Source organism: Enterobacter cloacae complex sp. SHL012 (genome assembly GCF_049237505.1).
In the GTDB taxonomy this organism is placed as follows: Bacteria; Pseudomonadota; Gammaproteobacteria; order Enterobacterales; family Enterobacteriaceae; genus Enterobacter; species Enterobacter kobei.
The window spans coordinates 249,813-267,349 of the sequence record NZ_JBMKIZ010000002.1 but is presented as its reverse complement, the minus strand read 5'-3'; the positions used below and the strand labels follow the sequence as shown (position 1 = coordinate 267,349).

Below are 17,537 nucleotides of genomic sequence, written 5' to 3'. Positions count from 1 at the left end.
TTGACTGACAGGAAAACGCATGTCTTTACCGCAACTCTCGCTTACAGCTGCACGTCATTTACACCTCGCCGCGCAGGGGCTGCTCAAAAAGCCCCGTTGCCGCGCACAGCCTGCCGATATCCTCTCTGCTATCCAGCGCATGTCGCTGCTGCAAATCGACACCATTAATATTGTTGCCCGTAGCCCTTACCTGGTGCTGTTCAGCCGCCTGGGCCACTATCCCTCTCACTGGCTTGATGAGGCGCTCAGCAAAGGGGAGCTCATGGAGTACTGGGCGCACGAAGCCTGTTTCCTGCCCCGCAGCGATTTTGCCCTGGTGCGTCACCGCATGCTTGCCCCAGAAAAGATGGGCTGGAAATACCGACAGGCGTGGATGCAGGAGCACGCGGCCGAAATAGAGCAACTCATCAGCCATATTCAGGAAAAGGGACCAGTGCGTTCCGCTGATTTTGAACATCCGCGAAAAGGCACAAGCGGCTGGTGGGAGTGGAAACCGCACAAACGTCATCTTGAAGGGTTATTCACCTCCGGCCAGGTCATGGTGATTGAACGGCGTAATTTTCAGCGCGTCTATGACCTGACCCAGCGCGTGATGCCACACTGGGACGACGAACGTGACCTGCTTACCCAGGATGCTGCCGAGGCCATCATGCTGGAAAACAGCGCCCGCAGTCTGGGCATTTTCCGGCCGCAATGGCTGGCAGATTATTACCGCCTGCGCCAGCCCGCGCTGAAACCGCTGCTGGAGATGTGGCAACGCGAACAGCGCGTCATTCCCGTCACGGTAGAAACGCTGGGAGAGATGTGGCTGCATGCGGATCTCCTTCCTTTGCTGCCCAAGGCGCTGGACGGAAATCTCCAGGCAACCCACAGCGCAGTGTTGTCGCCTTTCGACCCGGTGGTCTGGGACCGAAAACGCGCCGAACAGTTGTTCGATTTCAGCTACCGGCTGGAGTGTTATACCCCGGCACCAAAGCGTCAGTACGGCTATTTTGTTTTACCCCTGCTGCATAAGGGGCGGCTGGTCGGGCGCATGGATGCCAAAATGCACCGCAAAACCGGCACGCTTGAAGTCATTGCGCTCTATCTGGAAGAGGGGGTCAGGGTGACGGCGAGTCTGGAGAAGGGCTTAACGTCCGCCATTAGCGAGTTCGCCCTCTGGCAGGGGGCTCGCGACGTCACGCTGGGACGCGTTCCCGAAGGGTTATTTATATCCTGTCGAAGTGGCTGGGAAACAGACACGCCCTGAAAAAGGAATGTGTTAAGCTTTAGCGATTACCCATACGGAGGAACTATGGATCACCGTTTACTTGAAATTATTGCCTGCCCGGTGTGCAACGGCAAACTCTACTACAGCCAGGACAAACAGGAGCTGATTTGCAAGCTGGACAGTCTGGCTTTCCCGCTGCGTGACGGCATTCCGGTGTTGCTGGAAAACGAAGCCCGTTCCCTGGTGGCAGAAGAGAGCAAACCATGAGTTTTGTTGTCATTATTCCTGCGCGTTATGCCTCAACGCGTCTGCCGGGTAAACCGCTGGTGGATATCAACGGCAAGCCAATGATTGTGCACGTCCTTGAACGCGCCCGTGAATCCGGCGCCGATCGCGTGATTGTTGCCACCGATCATCCGGACGTCGCCCGTGCGGTTGAAGCCGCAGGCGGTGAAGTGTGCATGACCCGTGTCGATCACCAGTCCGGCACCGAGCGTCTCGCCGAAGTCGTTGAGAAATGTGGTTTCAGCGATGATACCGTCATTGTGAACGTGCAGGGCGACGAGCCGATGATCCCGGCCGTTATTATCCGTCAGGTGGCAGAAAACCTGGCGCAGCGTCAGGTGGGTATGGCGACGCTTGCGGTGCCTGTTCACCACGCTGAAGAGGCATTTAACCCGAATGCGGTGAAAGTGGTGATGGATGCCGAAGGCTATGCGCTCTATTTCTCCCGCGCCACCATTCCATGGGATCGCGACCGCTTTGCGCTCTCGAAAGAGACCATCGGGGATTCCTTCCTGCGCCATCTGGGGATTTACGGCTATCGCGCCGGTTTCATTCGCCGCTATGTCACCTGGGCACCCAGCCCGCTGGAGCATATCGAAATGCTGGAGCAGCTTCGTGTGCTCTGGTATGGCGAGAAAATTCACGTTGCTGTTGCCAAAGAAGTACCAGGAACGGGCGTTGATACGCCGGAAGATCTTGAGCGCGTTCGCGCCGAATTACGTTAATACCGCCTGCATCCCTCCTTTCGGAGGGATGTCCTCTCGCCACTATTTTCGCTTTTCTTTTCCCTGATTGATCTCTACCGGGTGACATCTTCATTCTGCGCGCTCATTATAAAAGCAGTAGCATTAATGGGGGTAATCTCATATGAAACAGCTGCGTGCCGAACTTAGCCATCTGCTGGGTGAGAAATTAAGCCGGGTCGAGTGTGTGAGTGAAAAGGCCGATACCGCGCTCTGGTCGTTGTATGACAGTCAGGGAAACCCAATGCCGCTGATGGCGCGAAGTTTCACGTCGCCGGGTGTTGCCAGGCAGCTCGCCTGGAAAATGTCGATGCTGGCGCGGGAGGGGACCGTCCGAATGCCGACCGTGTACGGCGTCATGACGCACGAGGAACACCCCGGCCCCGATATCCTGTTGATAGAGCGTTTACGCGGCGTGCCTGTTGAAGCACCCGCGCGCACGCCGGAACGCTGGGAGCAGCTGAAAGACCAGATTGTCGAGGCGCTGCTGGCCTGGCATCGCCAGGATAGCCGTGGGCTCGTGGGGCCGGTCGACAGCACCCAGGAGAACCTGTGGCCGCTGTGGTATCGCCAGCGGGTGGAAGTGCTGTGGGGAACGCTCAACCAGTTCAATAACACCGGTTTGACCATGCAGGACAAACGTATTCTTTTTCGCACTCGTGAATGCTTGCCAGCGCTGTTCGACGGTTTTAATGATAACTGCGTGCTGATCCACGGCAATTTTACCCTGCGGAGTATGCTGAAAGACTCCCGCAGCGATCAGCTGCTGGCGATGTTGGGGCCTGGAATAATGCTGTGGGCCCCACGTGAATATGAGTTGTTCAGGCTCAGCGACAGCGCGGCGGCTGAAGGGTTACTGTGGCACTACCTTCAGCGTGCGCCCGTTGCCGAAGCGTTTCTCTGGCGGCGCTGGTTGTACCTGCTCTGGGATGAAGTCGCGCAACTGGTCAATACCGGGCGTTTCAATCGCGCAAACTTCGATCTCGCGGCTAAGTCACTCTTGCCCTGGCTCGTCTGAGGAACCTTTCAGCCACTGCCAGAGGCGGCCGAGTGTCTCGTAGCCGACGCGATCGCTATGCATCAGCCACATCGGGGAGGGGATCACGCGTTCCCATGGGTTAAGTGGCGCGTTGATTGCCATCTGGTTTGCCGGTGCGGGAAGCGGGTGCAGGCCCTGCTTTTCAAAGAAAATCATCGCCCGTGGCAGGTGTGAGGCGGAGGTGACCAGCAAGAATGGAACATCGCCAATCGCCTGCTTCACCGCAGCGGCTTCTTCTTCGGTATCTTTAGGACTGTCCAGGGTGATGATAGCGGAACGCGGTACGCCGAGGGATTCCGCAACTCTGGCACCCGCTTCAGCCGTACTCACCGGGTTCGTTTTTGCTGCGGCGCCGGTGAAGATCATTTTTGATCCCGGGTTCGCCAGCCACAGGCGAATCCCTTCGTTTAGCCGTGGCAGGCTGTTGTTGATCAGATTCGAGCTGGGGGCCCAGTCAGGATCCCAGGTATACCCACCGCCCAGCACCACGATGTATTCCACTTTCTGATTTCCCTGCCATGTCGGGTACTTATCTTCAATGGGGCGTAACAGGCCATCCGCGACCGGTTGCAGGCTCAGCAGCAGTAAGACAAGCCAGCCGAACGTGATGAGCGTTTTGCCACTTTTCTGAAAGCGGCTGAACCACACCAGCGCCAGCCCCACCGCGATGATGATGAGCAGCAGCGGAAGGGGAAGCATCATCCCTCCAATGTATTTCTTAAGGGTAAAAAGCATCCTTTTTGGTTCCTTTTTTGACCATACAGCAGGTGATTACCGGTGATATTACACCAGAGAGGTTCATTCTCCGCGCGGGTGTGACAAAATAGCGGTTTTGCAGTTAGCGAGTGGAACTCTCCCAATGCGGGATCGCAATTTTGATGACATCGCGGAAAAGTTTTCGCGCAACATTTATGGCACCACAAAGGGGCAGCTCCGTCAGACGATCCTCTGGCAGGATCTGGACACCATTCTGGCCACTTTTGGCGACCAGACGTTGCGCGTGCTGGACGCCGGTGGCGGCGAAGGACAAACGGCGATAAAAATGGCCGAGCGCGGTCATCACGTCACGCTTTGCGATCTTTCGGCTGAAATGGTCGCCCGCGCGACGCGTGCTGCAGATGAGAAAGGTGTGAGCGACAACATGCATTTTATACAATGCGCCGCTCAGGACATCGCACAGCATTTGGAAACCCAGGTTGATCTGATATTGTTTCATGCGGTGCTGGAGTGGGTGGCCGATCCGCAAAGCGTTTTACAAACCCTGTGGTCGATGTTGCGCCCGGGCGGCACGCTGTCGCTGATGTTCTACAATGCTAACGGCTTCCTGATGCACAACATGGTTGCAGGTAACTTTGACTATGTGCAGGTCGGGATGCCTAAAAAGAAAAAGCGCACGCTTTCCCCGGACTATCCGCGCGATCCGCAGCAGGTTTACGGCTGGCTGGAAGAGATTGGCTGGCAGATTGTCGGGAAAACGGGCGTCAGGGTGTTTCATGATTATCTGCGTGAAAAACACAAACAGCGTGACTGTTTTGACACCTTAACAGAATTAGAAACGCGGTATTGCCGTCAGGAGCCATTTGTCAGCCTTGGCCGCTATATTCACGTCACCGCGCACAAGCCGCAGATGCAAGGATAACCTATGAGTGAATTTTCCCAGACAGTCCCCGAACTGGTTGCCTGGGCCAGGAAAAACGATTTCTCCATCTCGCTGCCGGTAGACAGACTCTCTTTCCTGCTGGCGGTTGCCACGCTGAACGGCGAACGGCTGGATGGCGAAATGAGCGAGGGTGAACTGGTGGATGCGTTCCGCCATGTCAGTGATGCGTTTGAGCAAACCAGCGAAACCATTAGCGTGCGTGCCAACAACGCAATCAACGATATGGTGCGTCAACGTCTGCTGAACCGCTTTACCAGCGAGCAGGCGGAAGGAAACGCCATCTATCGCCTGACGCCGTTGGGTATCGGCATCACCGATTACTACATTCGCCAGCGCGAATTTTCCACGCTGCGTCTTTCCATGCAGCTCTCGATCGTGGCGGGTGAGCTTAAGCGTGCCGCCGATGCTGCAGATGAAAACGGTGATGAATTCCACTGGCACCGCAACGTTTACGCGCCGCTGAAATATTCGGTGGCCGAGATTTTCGACAGCATCGATCTAACCCAGCGTTTGATGGACGAACAGCAGCAGCAGGTCAAAGACGACATCGCGCAGCTGCTGAATAAAGACTGGCGTGCGGCCATCTCCAGCTGCGAACTTTTACTGTCAGAAACCTCCGGTACGCTGCGTGAACTGCAGGATACGCTGGAGGCGGCAGGGGATAAGCTGCAGGCCAACCTGCTGCGCATCCAGGACGCGACGCTGGCGCATGACGATCTGCATTTTATCGACCGTCTGGTGTTCGATCTGCAGAGCAAGCTCGACCGCATCATTAGCTGGGGACAGCAGTCGATCGACCTGTGGATCGGCTACGACCGACACGTGCATAAGTTTATCCGCACCGCGATTGATATGGATAAAAACCGCGTCTTTGCTCAGCGTCTGCGCCAGTCGGTTCAGACCTACTTCGATGCGCCATGGGCGCTGACTTACGCCAATGCCGATCGCCTGCTGGATATGCGCGACGAAGAGATGGCCCTGCGCGATGAAGAGGTGACCGGTGAACTGCCGCCGGATCTGGAGTTCGAAGAATTCAACGAAATTCGTGAGCAACTTGCGGCGATGATCGAAGAACAGCTCGCTGTCTACAAAACCAGACAAGCTCCGCTGGATCTTGGACTCGTGGTGCGCGACTATCTGGCGCAATATCCGCGAGCGCGCCACTTCGACGTTGCCCGCATTGTGGTAGACCAGGCGGTGCGCCTGGGTATCGCACAAGCAGATTTCACCGGACTGCCGCCGAAGTGGCAGCCAATTAACGATTACGGAGCCAAGGTACAGGCGCATGTCATTGACAAATATTGAACAAGTGATGCCGGTTAAGCTGGCACAGGCGCTGGCGAATCCGTTATTTCCGGCGCTGGACAGCCAGCTGCGTGCCGGTCGTCACATTGGCTTAGACGAGCTGGATAATCACGCCTTTTTGATGGACTTCCAGGAGTACCTGGAAGAGTTTTACGCCCGCTACAACGTGGAGCTGATTCGCGCGCCGGAAGGTTTTTTCTACCTGCGCCCGCGCTCCACGACGCTGATCCCGCGCTCCGTGCTCTCCGAGCTGGATATGATGGTCGGCAAAATTCTTTGCTATCTCTATCTCAGCCCGGAACGTCTGGCGAATGAAGGCATCTTCACCCAGCAGGAACTCTACGATGAGCTACTGACGCTGGCGGATGAGAGCAAGCTGCTCAAGCTGGTGAACAACCGTTCGACCGGATCGGATCTTGACCGTCAGAAATTACAGGAAAAGGTGCGCTCTTCCCTGAACCGTCTGCGTCGTCTGGGGATGGTCTGGTTTATGGGCCACGACAGCAGCAAATTCCGCATTACGGAATCAGTCTTCCGCTTCGGCGCCGATGTGCGTGCGGGGGATGACGCGCGTGAAGCGCAGCTTCGCATGATCCGTGACGGTGAAGCGATGCCGGTGGAAAACCATTTGCAGCTCAATGACGAGCATGAAGAGAATCTGCCGGATAGCGGGGAGGAAGAGTAATGATTGAACGCGGTAAATTTCGCTCACTAACGCTGATTAACTGGAACGGCTTCTTTGCCCGAACCTTCGATCTGGACGAGCTGGTCACGACGCTCTCCGGCGGTAACGGGGCGGGGAAATCCACCACCATGGCGGCGTTTGTGACGGCGCTGATCCCCGACCTGACGTTGCTTCACTTCCGTAACACCACTGAAGCAGGCGCGACAAGCGGCTCCCGCGATAAAGGTCTGCACGGTAAGCTGAAAGCGGGCGTCTGTTATTCCGTTCTGGACGTCATCAACTCTCGTCACCAGCGCGTCGTGGTGGGGGTTCGTTTGCAGCAGGTTGCCGGTCGCGACCGTAAAGTGGATATCAAACCGTTTGCTATCCAGGGGCTGCCAACCTCCGTGCAGCCGACCGCGCTGCTGACGGAAACCCTGAATGAACGCCAGGCGCGCGTGCTGACGTTACAGGAACTGAAAGACAAGCTCGAAGCCATTGAGGGCGTGCAGTTCAAGCAGTTCAACTCCATTACCGACTACCACTCCCTGATGTTCGATCTGGGCGTGGTGGCGCGTCGCCTGCGCACCGCTTCAGACCGTAGCAAATACTACCGTCTGATCGAAGCGTCCCTGTACGGCGGTATCTCCAGCGCCATTACCCGCTCCCTGCGCGACTACCTGTTGCCGGAGAACAGCGGCGTGCGTAAGGCGTTCCAGGATATGGAAGCGGCGCTGCGTGAAAACCGCATGACGCTGGAAGCGATTCGCGTGACCCAGTCAGACCGTGACCTGTTTAAACACCTGATCAGCGAAGCCACCAACTACGTGGCGGCGGACTACATGCGTCACGCCAATGAGCGCCGCGTCCATCTCGATCAGGCATTAGAATACCGCCGCGAACTGTTTACCTCCCGTAAACAACTGGTGGCAGAGCAGTATAAGCACGTCGAAATGGCGCGCGAGCTGGGCGAGAACAACGGCGCTGAAGGTGACCTGGAAGCCGACTACCAGGCCGCCAGCGATCACCTGAACCTGGTGCAGACCGCGTTGCGCCAGCAGGAGAAAATCGAGCGCTACGAAGCGGATCTCGATGAGCTGCAAATTCGTCTCGAAGAGCAAAATGAAGTGGTGGCCGAAGCCGCCGAGATGCAGGAAGAGAACGAAGCCCGCGCCGAAGCCGCCGAGCTGGAAGTGGATGAGCTGAAAAGCCAGCTTGCTGATTACCAGCAGGCATTGGACGTGCAGCAGACGCGTGCGATTCAGTACACCCAGGCACTGCAGGCGTTACAGCGCGCGAAAGAGCTGTGCCATCTGCCTGACCTGACGCCGGAAAGCGCCGACGAGTGGCTGGATACCTTCCAGGCCAAAGAGCAGGAAGCCACCGAGAAACTGCTCTCTCTTGAACAGAAAATGAGCGTCGCGCAAACGGCGCACAGCCAGTTTGAACAAGCGTATCAGCTGGTGGTCGCCATTAATGGCCCGCTGGCGCGTAACGAAGCCTGGAACGTTGCCCGTGAACTGCTGCGCGACGGCGTCAACCAGCGCCATCTGGCCGAGCAGGTGCAGCCGCTGCGTATGCGCCTGAACGAACTGGAACAGCGCCTGCGTGAGCAGCAGGAAGCCGAGCGTTTGCTGGCTGAGTTCTGTAAGCGTCAGGGTAAACATTACGATTTCGACGAGCTTGAGGCGCTGCATCAGGAGCTGGAAGCGCGTATCGCTGCGCTTTCCGATACGGTCTCCAGCGCCAGTGAGCAGCGCATGACCCTGCGCCAGGAGCTGGAACAGCTTCAGTCCCGTTCTAAAAGGCTCCTGGAGCGCGCGCCGGTCTGGCTGGCGGCGCAAAGCAGCCTTAACCAGCTCAGCGAACAGTGCGGCGAACAGTTCGAATCCAGCCAGCAGGTGACCGAATACCTGCAACAGCTGCTGGAGCGTGAGCGCGAAGCCATTGTTGAGCGTGATGAAGTCGGCGCACGTAAGCGTGACGTCGATGAAGAAATTGAGCGCTTAAGCCAGCCGGGCGGGTCAGAAGATCCGCGCCTCAATGCCTTAGCCGAGCGTTTTGGTGGCGTACTGCTGTCTGAGATTTACGACGATGTCGGCCTGGACGATGCGCCATACTTCTCCGCATTGTACGGTCCATCCCGTAACGCGATTGTGGTGCCGGATCTGTCGCTGATTTCTGACCAGCTCGCCGGGCTGGAAGATTGCCCGGAAGATCTCTATCTGATCGAAGGGGATCCGCAGTCGTTCGATGACAGCGTGTTTAGCGTTGACGAGCTGGAAAAAGCGGTGGTGGTGAAAATCGCTGACCGCCAGTGGCGTTACTCCCGCTTCCCGGAACTGCCGCTGTTTGGCCGTGCCGCGCGTGAAAGCCGTATTGAGAGCCTCCATGCCGAGCGTGAAACGCTGTCGGAACGTTTTGCGACCCTGTCGTTTGATGTACAGAAAACCCAGCGTCTGCATCAGGCGTTCAGCCGCTTTATCGGTAGCCATCTGGGCGTGGCGTTTGAAGCCGACCCGGAAGCGGAAATCCGCAAACTCAATACCCGCCGCGGCGAGCTGGAACGCGCCATTGCCAGTCATGAAAGTGACAACCAGCAGAGTCGCGTCCAGTTTGAACAGGCGAAAGAGGGCGTCGCGGCCCTTAACCGCATCCTGCCGCGCCTCAACCTGCTGGCAGATGACACGCTGGCCGATCGCGTGGATGAGATCCAGGAACGTCTGGATGAAGCCCAGGAAGCCGCGCGTTTCGTGCAGCAGCACGGCAATCAACTGGCGAAGCTGGAGCCCGTGGTGTCTGTCCTGCAGAGCGACCCGGAACAGTTCGAGCAGTTAAAAGAAGATTATGCCTGGTCGCAGCAGGTGCAGCGCGAAGCGCGTCAGCAGGCGTTTGCCCTGACGGAAGTCGTGCAGCGTCGCGCACACTTCGGCTATTCCGATTCGGCTGAAATGCTGAGCGGTAACAGCGACCTGAATGAAAAGCTGCGTCAACGTCTTGAGCAGGCAGAAGCGGAACGTACCCGAGCACGCGAAGCGATGCGCAGCCACTCCGCTCAGCTTAATCAGTACAACCAGGTGCTGGCCTCGCTGAAAAGCTCCTTCGACACCAAGAAAGAGCTGTTAAACGACCTGCAGAAAGAGTTGCAGGACATTGGCGTGCGTGCCGACAGCGGGGCGGAAGAGCGCGCCCGTCTTCGTCGTGATGAACTGCATAGCCAGCTCAGCAACAACCGTGCGCGTCGTAATCAGCTGGAAAAAGCGCTGACCTTCTGCGAAGCCGAAATGGATAACCTGACCCGTCGCCTGCGCAAGCTGGAACGCGACTATCACGAGATGCGCGAGCAGGTGGTGACGGCGAAAGCGGGCTGGTGTGCGGTCATGCGGATGGTGAAAGACAACAACGTGGAACGTCGACTGCACCGTCGCGAACTGGCGTACCTCTCAGCCGATGAGCTGCGTTCAATGTCGGATAAGGCGTTGGGTGCGCTGCGCCTGGCGGTGGCGGATAACGAGCACCTGCGCGATGTGCTGCGCATGTCAGAAGATCCGAAACGTCCGGAGCGTAAAATTCAGTTCTTCGTGGCGGTTTATCAGCATCTGCGCGAGCGTATTCGTCAGGATATCATCCGTACCGACGATCCGGTCGAAGCCATCGAACAGATGGAAATTGAGCTGGGGCGTCTGACGGAAGAGCTGACTTCCCGCGAGCAGAAGCTGGCTATCAGCTCCCGCAGCGTGGCGAATATTATTCGCAAAACCATTCAGCGTGAGCAGAACCGTATCCGCCAGTTGAACCAGGGTCTGCAGAGCGTGTCGTTTGGTCAGGTGAACAGCGTGCGTCTCAACGTCAACGTGCGTGAAGCCCACGCGACGCTGCTGGACGTGCTCTCTGAGCAGCACGAGCAGCATCAGGATCTGTTCAACAGCAACCGTCTGACCTTCTCTGAAGCGCTGGCGAAGCTGTACCAGCGTCTGAACCCGCAGATTGATATGGGTCAGCGCACGCCGCAAACCATCGGTGAAGAACTGCTGGATTACCGTAACTACCTGGAAATGGAAGTTGAGGTTAACCGTGGTTCAGACGGCTGGCTGCGTGCGGAATCCGGGGCGCTCTCTACCGGTGAAGCGATCGGTACCGGGATGTCCATTCTGGTGATGGTTGTACAGAGCTGGGAAGATGAAGCGCGCCGTCTGCGCGGTAAAGACATCTCTCCATGCCGCCTGCTGTTCCTGGATGAAGCGGCGCGTCTTGATGCCCGCTCTATTGCCACGCTGTTTGAGCTTTGCGAGCGTCTTGATATGCAGCTCATCATTGCGGCACCGGAAAACATCAGCCCTGAAAAAGGGACCACCTATAAACTGGTGCGTAAAGTGTTCCAGAACAGCGAACACGTTCATGTTGTCGGGTTGCGTGGTTTTGCGCCGCAGCCTCCGGAGTCATTGCCGGAAACCACGGCAGACGCTTCCTGAGGCGTTTTGTTACAAAGAGCGGCGCAAAAGCGCCGCTTTTTTTATTCACTTAACTTGTGCTTAGGGCTGCGTTATCTTTAAACTTCTTTACATAAGGTAAGGCAACAGGTTTGCCGTCTACCTATAATAAAAGAAAGCCCCACCGTGATGGGCATGTCGTGAAAACAGGGGGCAAGGGATGTTGCTAAAGAAAGAATGTGGTCGTCAGCTGTCTGCGCTGAGTTTATGCCTGGCAGTGATGTTTGCTCCACTGTTAACCGCCCAGGCCGACGAGCCTGAAATTGTGCCGACGGACAGCTCCGCAGCGACAGGCGCGCAGCCGACGTCATTGTCTCAGCCGCTGGAACAGTCTCCGGCGACCGCCGTCATGGCCGGCATTAAGCCGTTGCCGGAAGGCATCGATATCGAATCGCTTAGCCAGCAGCTCCTCTCAGGGTTGCCGTCAGGCTACATGCCCGCCTATATCAATCAGCTCACGCTGCTTTATGCTGCCCGGGACATGAAACCCATGTGGGAAGACCGTGATGCCGTGCGCGCGTTCCAGCAGCAGCTGGCAGAAGTGGCGATTGCGGGTTTTCAGCCGCAGTTTACGAAGTGGGTTGAGCTGTTAACCGATCCAGCCGTCACTGGCCAGGCGCGGGACGTGGTGCTTTCCGATGCCATGATGGGCTATCTGCAGTTTGTGGCGGGTATTCCGGTCAACGGCAACCGCTGGTTATATAGCGATAAGCCCTACAAGCTGGCGACGCCAGCGCTGTCGGTGATCAACCAGTGGCAGCTGGCGCTGGATAATGGCGATCTGCCGCGCTTTATTGCCAGTCTCGCCCCGGCGCACCCGCAGTATGCCACCCTGCATGAGTCGCTCCTCGCGCTGGTGGGCGACTCGCGTCCCTGGCCGCAAATGCGGGGTACCGCGACGCTGCGTCCAGGCCAGTGGAGCAGCGATGTTCCTGCTCTGCGCGAAATCCTGAAACGCTCCGGTATTCTTGAGGGCGGGCCGAAGATTGCCCTGCCGGGCGACGATCCGCAAAGCGCGGTTGTGAGCCCGTCAGCGCCGGTGAAAGAGAAGAAGGCCGCTCTCCTGAGCGATAAACCTGCGGCATACGATCGCGAACTGGTTGCTGCGGTTAAGCAATTCCAGGCTGCGCAGGGGCTGGGTGCCGACGGGGTAATAGGTCCGTCAACGCGCGACTGGCTTAACGTCTCTCCTGCGCAGCGGGCAGGGGTGCTGGCACTGAATATTCAGCGTTTGCGCCTGCTGCCGGGCACCTTGTCCACAGGCATTATGGTGAATATTCCGGCCTATTCCCTGGTCTATTATCAGGATGGCAGCGAAAAACTGGCCTCGCGCGTCATTGTCGGGCGTCCGGATCGTAAAACACCGATGATGAGCAGCGCGTTAAATAACGTGGTGGTTAACCCACCGTGGAACGTGCCGCCGACGCTGGCACGTAAAGACATTCTGCCAAAGGTCTGGAACGATCCGGGTTATCTGGAACGTCATGGCTATACGGTGATGCGCGGCTGGAACAGTAAAGAGGCGATTGATCCTTACATGGTCGACTGGTCGACGATTACGGCTTCCAACCTGCCGTTCCGCTTCCAGCAGGCTCCCGGGGCGCATAACTCCCTGGGGCGTTACAAATTCAATATGCCGAGTTCAGATGCTATCTATCTGCACGATACGCCGAACCACAACTTGTTCCAGAAAGATACCCGCGCCCTCAGTTCAGGCTGCGTGCGCGTAAACAAAGCCTCGGAGCTGGCCAATATGCTGTTGCAGGATGCGGGCTGGAACGATACGCGTATTTCTGACGCCCTGAAACAGGGGGATACGCGCTACGTGAATATTCGACACAACATTCCGGTCAATCTTTACTATCTGACGGCGTTTGTGGGTGAAGACGGGCGCACTCAGTATCGTACAGATATTTACAATTATGATCTCACTGCGCGATCCGGCGCACAAATTTTGCCAAAAGCGGAACAATTAATCAGGTAAATGAAGTAGTTCGGGAAAAATGATTGTCGTAAGTTATGGTGAATAGGGGGCGATATCGCTGTAAGCCGCGTATTCACTGGGGTTGGGCGCCTTGACGTACCCCGTTTTGCCAGTTAAGGTGCCCTTCGTGCGCTAAGCATACTTACGATTTCATTGACCTGTAGACCTGATTATCATGGACAAATTTGACGCTAATCGCCGCAAACTGCTGGCGTTAGGTGGTGTTGCGCTTGGCGCAGCGGCCATCTTGCCGACGCCAGCATTTGCCACCCTCTCGACACCTCGTCCGCGAGTTTTAACGCTCAACAATCTTCATACCGGTGAGTCGCTAAAAGCGGAGTTTTTCGATGGCAGAGGCTATATTCAGGATGAATTAGCAAGACTCAACCATTTTTTCCGTGATTTCCGCGCGAATAAAGTAAAAGCCATCGACCCAGGATTGTTTGATCAGTTGTTCCGCCTTCAGGGCCTGCTGGGCACCAGGAAGCCCGTGCAGCTCATTTCTGGTTATCGCTCACTGGATACCAATAATGAACTACGCGCCCATAGCCGTGGGGTAGCAAAAAAAAGCTATCACACGAAGGGACAGGCAATGGATTTCCATATTGAAGGCGTTTCGTTAGCCAATATTCGCAAAGCTGCGTTATCTATGCGCGCAGGTGGTGTAGGATATTACCCCAGCAGCAACTTTGTGCATATTGATACCGGTCCGGTCCGGCACTGGTAATAACGAAACACAGGAGCAGTATGAACTATCGTATTATTCCGGTTACCGCGTTCTCCCAGAACTGTTCATTGATCTGGTGCGAGCAAACCAAACTGGCCGCGCTTGTTGATCCCGGCGGCGACGCCGAGAAAATCAAGCAGGAAGTCGCCGACAGCGGTGTGACGCTGATGCAGATTTTACTGACGCATGGTCATCTCGATCATGTTGGCGCAGCGGCAGAGCTGGCACAGCATTTTGGTGTGCCGATCATCGGTCCGGAAAAAGAAGATGAGTTCTGGCTGCAGGGGTTACCTGCCCAAAGCCGCATGTTTGGCCTTGATGAGTGTCAGCCTCTGACGCCCGATCGCTGGCTGAACGAAGGAGAGCGCGTTAACGTAGGGAATGTGACTTTACAGGTGTTGCATTGTCCTGGGCATACGCCAGGCCATATCGTCTTCTTTGATGACCAGTCTCGTCTGCTGATTTCGGGCGACGTGATTTTCAAAGGCGGCGTAGGACGCAGCGATTTTCCGCGCGGCGATCACGGGCAGCTGATTCAGTCGATCAAACAGAAGTTATTGCCGCTGGGCGATGACGTGACGTTTATCCCTGGACACGGTCCGATGTCGACGCTGGGCTATGAACGGCTCCATAATCCGTTCCTTCAGGATGAAATGCCTGTCTGGTAAACCTGGTTAAATAAAAAAGCCTGCTGAACGCAGGCTTTTTTGTGGGCGTAAATTACAGTACGGCGACAATCGCTTCGCACAGAGGCGCCATGTTGTCAGGCGTCATCCCTGCCACGTTCACGCGACCGGAAGCCACGGCGTATACGCCAAACTCTTCACGCAGACGCAGAACCTGCTCTTTGGTCAGGCCGCTGAAAGAGAACATGCCGTTCTGTTTGATGATGAAGCTGAAGTCACGGTCTGCGCCTTTCTCGGCCAGAGTATTAACAAACAGCAGACGCATACGCTGGATACGCTGGCGCATATCGTTCAGCTCTTGTTCCCAGATCGCGCGCAGCGCATTGTTGCTGAGAATGGTTGCAACAACGGACGCACCGTGTGCCGGTGGGTTAGAGTAGTTCGCGCGGATAACCGATTTCATCTGGCTGAAGGCACGATCGACGGTTTCGTCGTTAGCCGCAACCAGCGTACAGGCACCTACGCGCTCATTGTACAGACCGAAGTTCTTGGAGTAGGAGCTGGCAACGATCAATTCCTGGTGTACGGCTGCAAAAGCGCGCAGGCCTTCTGCATCTTCTTCCAGTCCACGGGCGAAGCCCTGATAGGCGAAGTCAAACAGCGGCAGCCAGCCTTTCTCTACGGAGAGTTTAGCCAGCTGTTCCCACTGCTCAAGCGTCGGGTCGATACCGGTTGGGTTATGGCAGCAGCCGTGGAACAGCACCACATCACCCGCCTGCGCTTCGTTCAGGCTTGCCAGCAGGCCATCAAAGTCGAGAGCATGGTTTGCCGCATCGTAGTATGCATATTCGCGCACTTCCAGACCTGCAGAGTTAAAGACGCTCTTGTGGTTCGGCCAGCTTGGGTTGCTCACCCAGACACGCTTAACAGAGGTGTTTTTCGCAAGGAAATCCGCCGCCACACGCAGTGCGCCGGTACCGCCTGGTGTCTGTGCTGTACGCGCACGTTTGTCACTCACAATTGCGCTACCTTTACCGAACAGCAGCTCCTGCGTGCAGCGACCAAATTCAGGAATACCATCAATACCGAGGTAGTTTTTGGTGGTTTCATTTTCCAGCAGATACTGCTCAGCTTTCTTTACGCTGGTCAGTACCGGGGTTTTGCCGGTTTCATCTTTATATACACCAATACCCAGGTTGATTTTGCCAGGGCGGTCGTCGGCACGAAACAGATCGGCCAGGCCCAGAATTGGGTCGGCAGGAGCGGCGGTAATGTTCTCAAACATGACGAAGTTCCATTGTGATTACAGAAGTGAAATCCGCTATCAGGTTAACGGTAGATTTACAAAATGCCAACCGTTTGCGACGAAAAGCGTGCGGCTTTTCAAAAGTCGCCATTATTTTCTGTCAGGCATAAAAAAACAGGGCCGAAGCCCTGTTCATTAAGCATATAACAAAGTGGTGTTCTGATTAGAACTGGTAGGTTACACCCACAGCAGCCATATCGTCGTTGCCGTTCAGACCGCCAACCGCTTTCGCGTAGTCGGTGTCTTTGTCCAGCAGGTTGATGTAGTAGTCAGCCCACACGTTGAAGTTTTTGTTGAAGTAGTAAGTGGTACCTACCTGGATGAATTTAGCCAGGTCTGCATCGCCACCGCTGAAGCCGCCGACGGCAGCCAGGTCTTTACCTTTGGTCTGCACGTAGGAGATGGCTGGACGCAGGCCGAAGTCGAACTGGTACTGAGCAACCACTTCGAAGTTCTGGGTTTTGTTAGCAAAACCAGCATCACCGCTAGAACCGGTACGGGTGGTGTTACGGGTTTCTGCATAGGTGGTTGCCAGGTACAGGTTGTTAGCGTCATATTTCAGACCAACACCCCATGCTTCAGCTTTGTCACCCTGACCATCAGCTTTCTGGTTCAGAGTACGGTTAGCGTTGCTGTAAGATGCGATTGCACCGAAGCCTTCGCCGAAGTCGTAACCCAGGGAGTAACCTACGCCGTCACCGTTAGAGGTTTTAACGTCAGCACGGTCGTTTTTACCCTGGTACTGTACGCCCAGGCTCAGACCGTCAACCAGACCGAAGAAATCGCTGTTACGGTAGGTCAGCAGGCCGGTGCTACGGCTGGTCATAAAGTTATCAACGTAGTTACCGCCCCAGGTCATTCCTGAGAAGGACGGTGCCATATCGGTGTATGACTCAACGTCGTAAACGATACCGTAGTTACGACCGTAGTCGATGCTGCCAGCGTCACCCGCTTTCAGACCGGCAAAGGCCAGACGGTTTTTGTTTTTCTGTGCAGTGTTTTCCGCATCATTGGCCATGAAGCGGTATTCCCACTGGCCGTAACCGGTCAGCTGGTCGTTGATCTGAGTTTCGCCTTTGAAACCGATCTGCGCGTAAGTTGCGTCGTTGTTGTTAGTGTTATCACCAGAGGTCACGAAATCGTGCTCGGCGTTAACTTTCCCGTAGAAGTCCAGTTTGTTGCCGTTCTTGTTATAGATTTCTGCAGCGTTAGCTGCACCGGCTACCAGCAGGGCAGGGATTACCACTGCCAGAATATTGCGCTTCATCATTATTTATTACCCTCATTGGTTTTTTTATGACACTCGCCACTGCCGTCAATAAATTCTGTCAATAAATATTTCCGGAACTATTGATGAGAGTTAGGTGTCTTTATGTATCTGACAGGCATCTTTCCATTCACCGAAGCGTTTCGCTAGCCTGAAAGTGCTACAATTCTCAAGATTGAGTTACAAAAAGAAAATATGTGTAACTAAATGTGTATTTTTCGGAACTTTGTG

Annotated in this window: 14 protein-coding genes; 11 read left to right on the top strand and 3 right to left on the bottom strand. The window is 55.8% G+C overall.

Features of this window, described 5'->3' with window-relative positions; genetic code table 11:
* The first annotated feature begins 19 nt into the window (after positions 1–19).
* From ACOTY9_RS08985 to ACOTY9_RS08970, 4 genes are all read left to right on the top strand, one after another.
* The gene (locus tag ACOTY9_RS08985) at positions 20–1,249 is read left to right on the top strand and encodes a winged helix-turn-helix domain-containing protein (RefSeq protein ID WP_348565659.1); all 1,230 of its coding nucleotides are present in this window, start codon (positions 20–22) and stop codon (positions 1,247–1,249) included.
* A 45-nt stretch (positions 1,250–1,294) separates the two neighbouring features.
* Positions 1,295–1,477 (top strand): protein YcaR, encoded by a 183-nt coding sequence (ycaR, locus tag ACOTY9_RS08980; RefSeq protein ID WP_006174474.1) that lies wholly within the window; start codon positions 1,295–1,297, stop codon positions 1,475–1,477.
* Entirely contained in the window at positions 1,474–2,220 is a 747-nt protein-coding gene (gene kdsB / locus ACOTY9_RS08975; protein WP_014883223.1) for a 3-deoxy-manno-octulosonate cytidylyltransferase, read from the top strand. The genes ycaR and kdsB overlap by 4 nt, the downstream gene beginning before the upstream one ends.
* A 142-nt stretch (positions 2,221–2,362) precedes the next feature.
* Positions 2,363–3,256 (top strand): YcbJ family phosphotransferase, encoded by an 894-nt coding sequence (locus ACOTY9_RS08970; RefSeq protein ID WP_348565658.1) that lies wholly within the window; start codon positions 2,363–2,365, stop codon positions 3,254–3,256.
* On the opposite strand, the gene elyC is transcribed toward ACOTY9_RS08970, so the two are convergent.
* On the bottom strand, positions 3,233–4,012 hold the full coding sequence (elyC, locus tag ACOTY9_RS08965; protein WP_176260482.1) for an envelope biogenesis factor ElyC: 780 nt from the start codon (positions 4,010–4,012) through the stop codon (positions 3,233–3,235). The two genes, ACOTY9_RS08970 and elyC, sit on opposite strands and share 24 nt — an antisense overlap.
* 124 nt (positions 4,013–4,136) lie before the next feature.
* Between elyC and cmoM the strand changes: the two genes are divergently transcribed.
* From cmoM to ACOTY9_RS08930, 7 genes are all read left to right on the top strand, one after another.
* Positions 4,137–4,916, top strand: a complete 780-nt coding sequence (cmoM, locus tag ACOTY9_RS08960) for a tRNA uridine 5-oxyacetic acid(34) methyltransferase CmoM (RefSeq protein ID WP_014883226.1) — start codon at positions 4,137–4,139, stop codon at positions 4,914–4,916.
* A gap of 3 nt (positions 4,917–4,919) precedes the next feature.
* A complete protein-coding gene (gene mukF, locus ACOTY9_RS08955; RefSeq protein WP_014883227.1) occupies positions 4,920–6,242 on the top strand; it encodes a chromosome partition protein MukF in 1,323 nt (440 codons plus the stop codon).
* On the top strand, positions 6,223–6,927 hold the full coding sequence (gene mukE / locus ACOTY9_RS08950) for a chromosome partition protein MukE (RefSeq protein ID WP_008499954.1): 705 nt from the start codon (positions 6,223–6,225) through the stop codon (positions 6,925–6,927). The genes mukF and mukE overlap by 20 nt, the downstream gene beginning before the upstream one ends.
* On the top strand, positions 6,927–11,378 hold the full coding sequence (gene mukB / locus ACOTY9_RS08945) for a chromosome partition protein MukB (RefSeq protein WP_348565657.1): 4,452 nt from the start codon (positions 6,927–6,929) through the stop codon (positions 11,376–11,378). Before mukE ends, mukB begins: the two co-directional genes overlap by 1 nt.
* 178 nt (positions 11,379–11,556) lie before the next feature.
* The gene (gene ldtD, locus ACOTY9_RS08940) at positions 11,557–13,380 is read left to right on the top strand and encodes a L,D-transpeptidase (RefSeq protein ID WP_180253525.1); all 1,824 of its coding nucleotides are present in this window, start codon (positions 11,557–11,559) and stop codon (positions 13,378–13,380) included.
* A gap of 175 nt (positions 13,381–13,555) precedes the next feature.
* Positions 13,556–14,107: a YcbK family protein gene (locus ACOTY9_RS08935; protein WP_014883230.1), complete on the top strand. Its 552-nt coding sequence runs from the start codon at positions 13,556–13,558 to the stop codon at positions 14,105–14,107.
* A gap of 20 nt (positions 14,108–14,127) precedes the next feature.
* On the top strand, positions 14,128–14,775 hold the full coding sequence (locus ACOTY9_RS08930; RefSeq protein ID WP_014883231.1) for an MBL fold metallo-hydrolase: 648 nt from the start codon (positions 14,128–14,130) through the stop codon (positions 14,773–14,775).
* A gap of 52 nt (positions 14,776–14,827) precedes the next feature.
* Here ACOTY9_RS08930 and aspC read toward each other — a convergent pair whose 3' ends face one another.
* Both aspC and ACOTY9_RS08920 read right to left on the bottom strand, forming a co-directional pair.
* Positions 14,828–16,018, bottom strand: a complete 1,191-nt coding sequence (aspC, locus tag ACOTY9_RS08925) for an aspartate transaminase (protein WP_200557798.1) — start codon at positions 16,016–16,018, stop codon at positions 14,828–14,830.
* Between the two features lie 184 nt (positions 16,019–16,202).
* On the bottom strand, positions 16,203–17,309 hold the full coding sequence (locus tag ACOTY9_RS08920; protein WP_014883233.1) for a porin: 1,107 nt from the start codon (positions 17,307–17,309) through the stop codon (positions 16,203–16,205).
* Positions 17,310–17,537 lie beyond the last annotated feature (228 nt).

Bases quoted from the DNA above. Each gene is read 5' to 3' on its own strand.
- cmoM (WP_014883226.1), top strand. From the start codon at position 4,137: ATGCGGGATCGCAATTTTGATGACATCGCGGAAAAGTTTTCGCGCAAC.
- aspC (WP_200557798.1), bottom strand. From the start codon at position 16,018: ATGTTTGAGAACATTACCGCCGCTCCTGCCGACCCAATTCTGGGCCTG.
- mukE (WP_008499954.1), top strand. From the start codon at position 6,223: ATGTCATTGACAAATATTGAACAAGTGATGCCGGTTAAGCTGGCACAG.
- ldtD (WP_180253525.1), top strand. From the start codon at position 11,557: ATGTTGCTAAAGAAAGAATGTGGTCGTCAGCTGTCTGCGCTGAGTTTA.
- ACOTY9_RS08970 (WP_348565658.1), top strand. From the start codon at position 2,363: ATGAAACAGCTGCGTGCCGAACTTAGCCATCTGCTGGGTGAGAAATTA.
- kdsB (WP_014883223.1), top strand. From the start codon at position 1,474: ATGAGTTTTGTTGTCATTATTCCTGCGCGTTATGCCTCAACGCGTCTG.
- ACOTY9_RS08920 (WP_014883233.1), bottom strand. From the start codon at position 17,309: ATGATGAAGCGCAATATTCTGGCAGTGGTAATCCCTGCCCTGCTGGTA.
- ycaR (WP_006174474.1), top strand. From the start codon at position 1,295: ATGGATCACCGTTTACTTGAAATTATTGCCTGCCCGGTGTGCAACGGC.
- ACOTY9_RS08985 (WP_348565659.1), top strand. From the start codon at position 20: ATGTCTTTACCGCAACTCTCGCTTACAGCTGCACGTCATTTACACCTC.
- ACOTY9_RS08935 (WP_014883230.1), top strand. From the start codon at position 13,556: ATGGACAAATTTGACGCTAATCGCCGCAAACTGCTGGCGTTAGGTGGT.
- mukF (WP_014883227.1), top strand. From the start codon at position 4,920: ATGAGTGAATTTTCCCAGACAGTCCCCGAACTGGTTGCCTGGGCCAGG.
- elyC (WP_176260482.1), bottom strand. From the start codon at position 4,012: ATGCTTTTTACCCTTAAGAAATACATTGGAGGGATGATGCTTCCCCTT.
- mukB (WP_348565657.1), top strand. From the start codon at position 6,927: ATGATTGAACGCGGTAAATTTCGCTCACTAACGCTGATTAACTGGAAC.
- ACOTY9_RS08930 (WP_014883231.1), top strand. From the start codon at position 14,128: ATGAACTATCGTATTATTCCGGTTACCGCGTTCTCCCAGAACTGTTCA.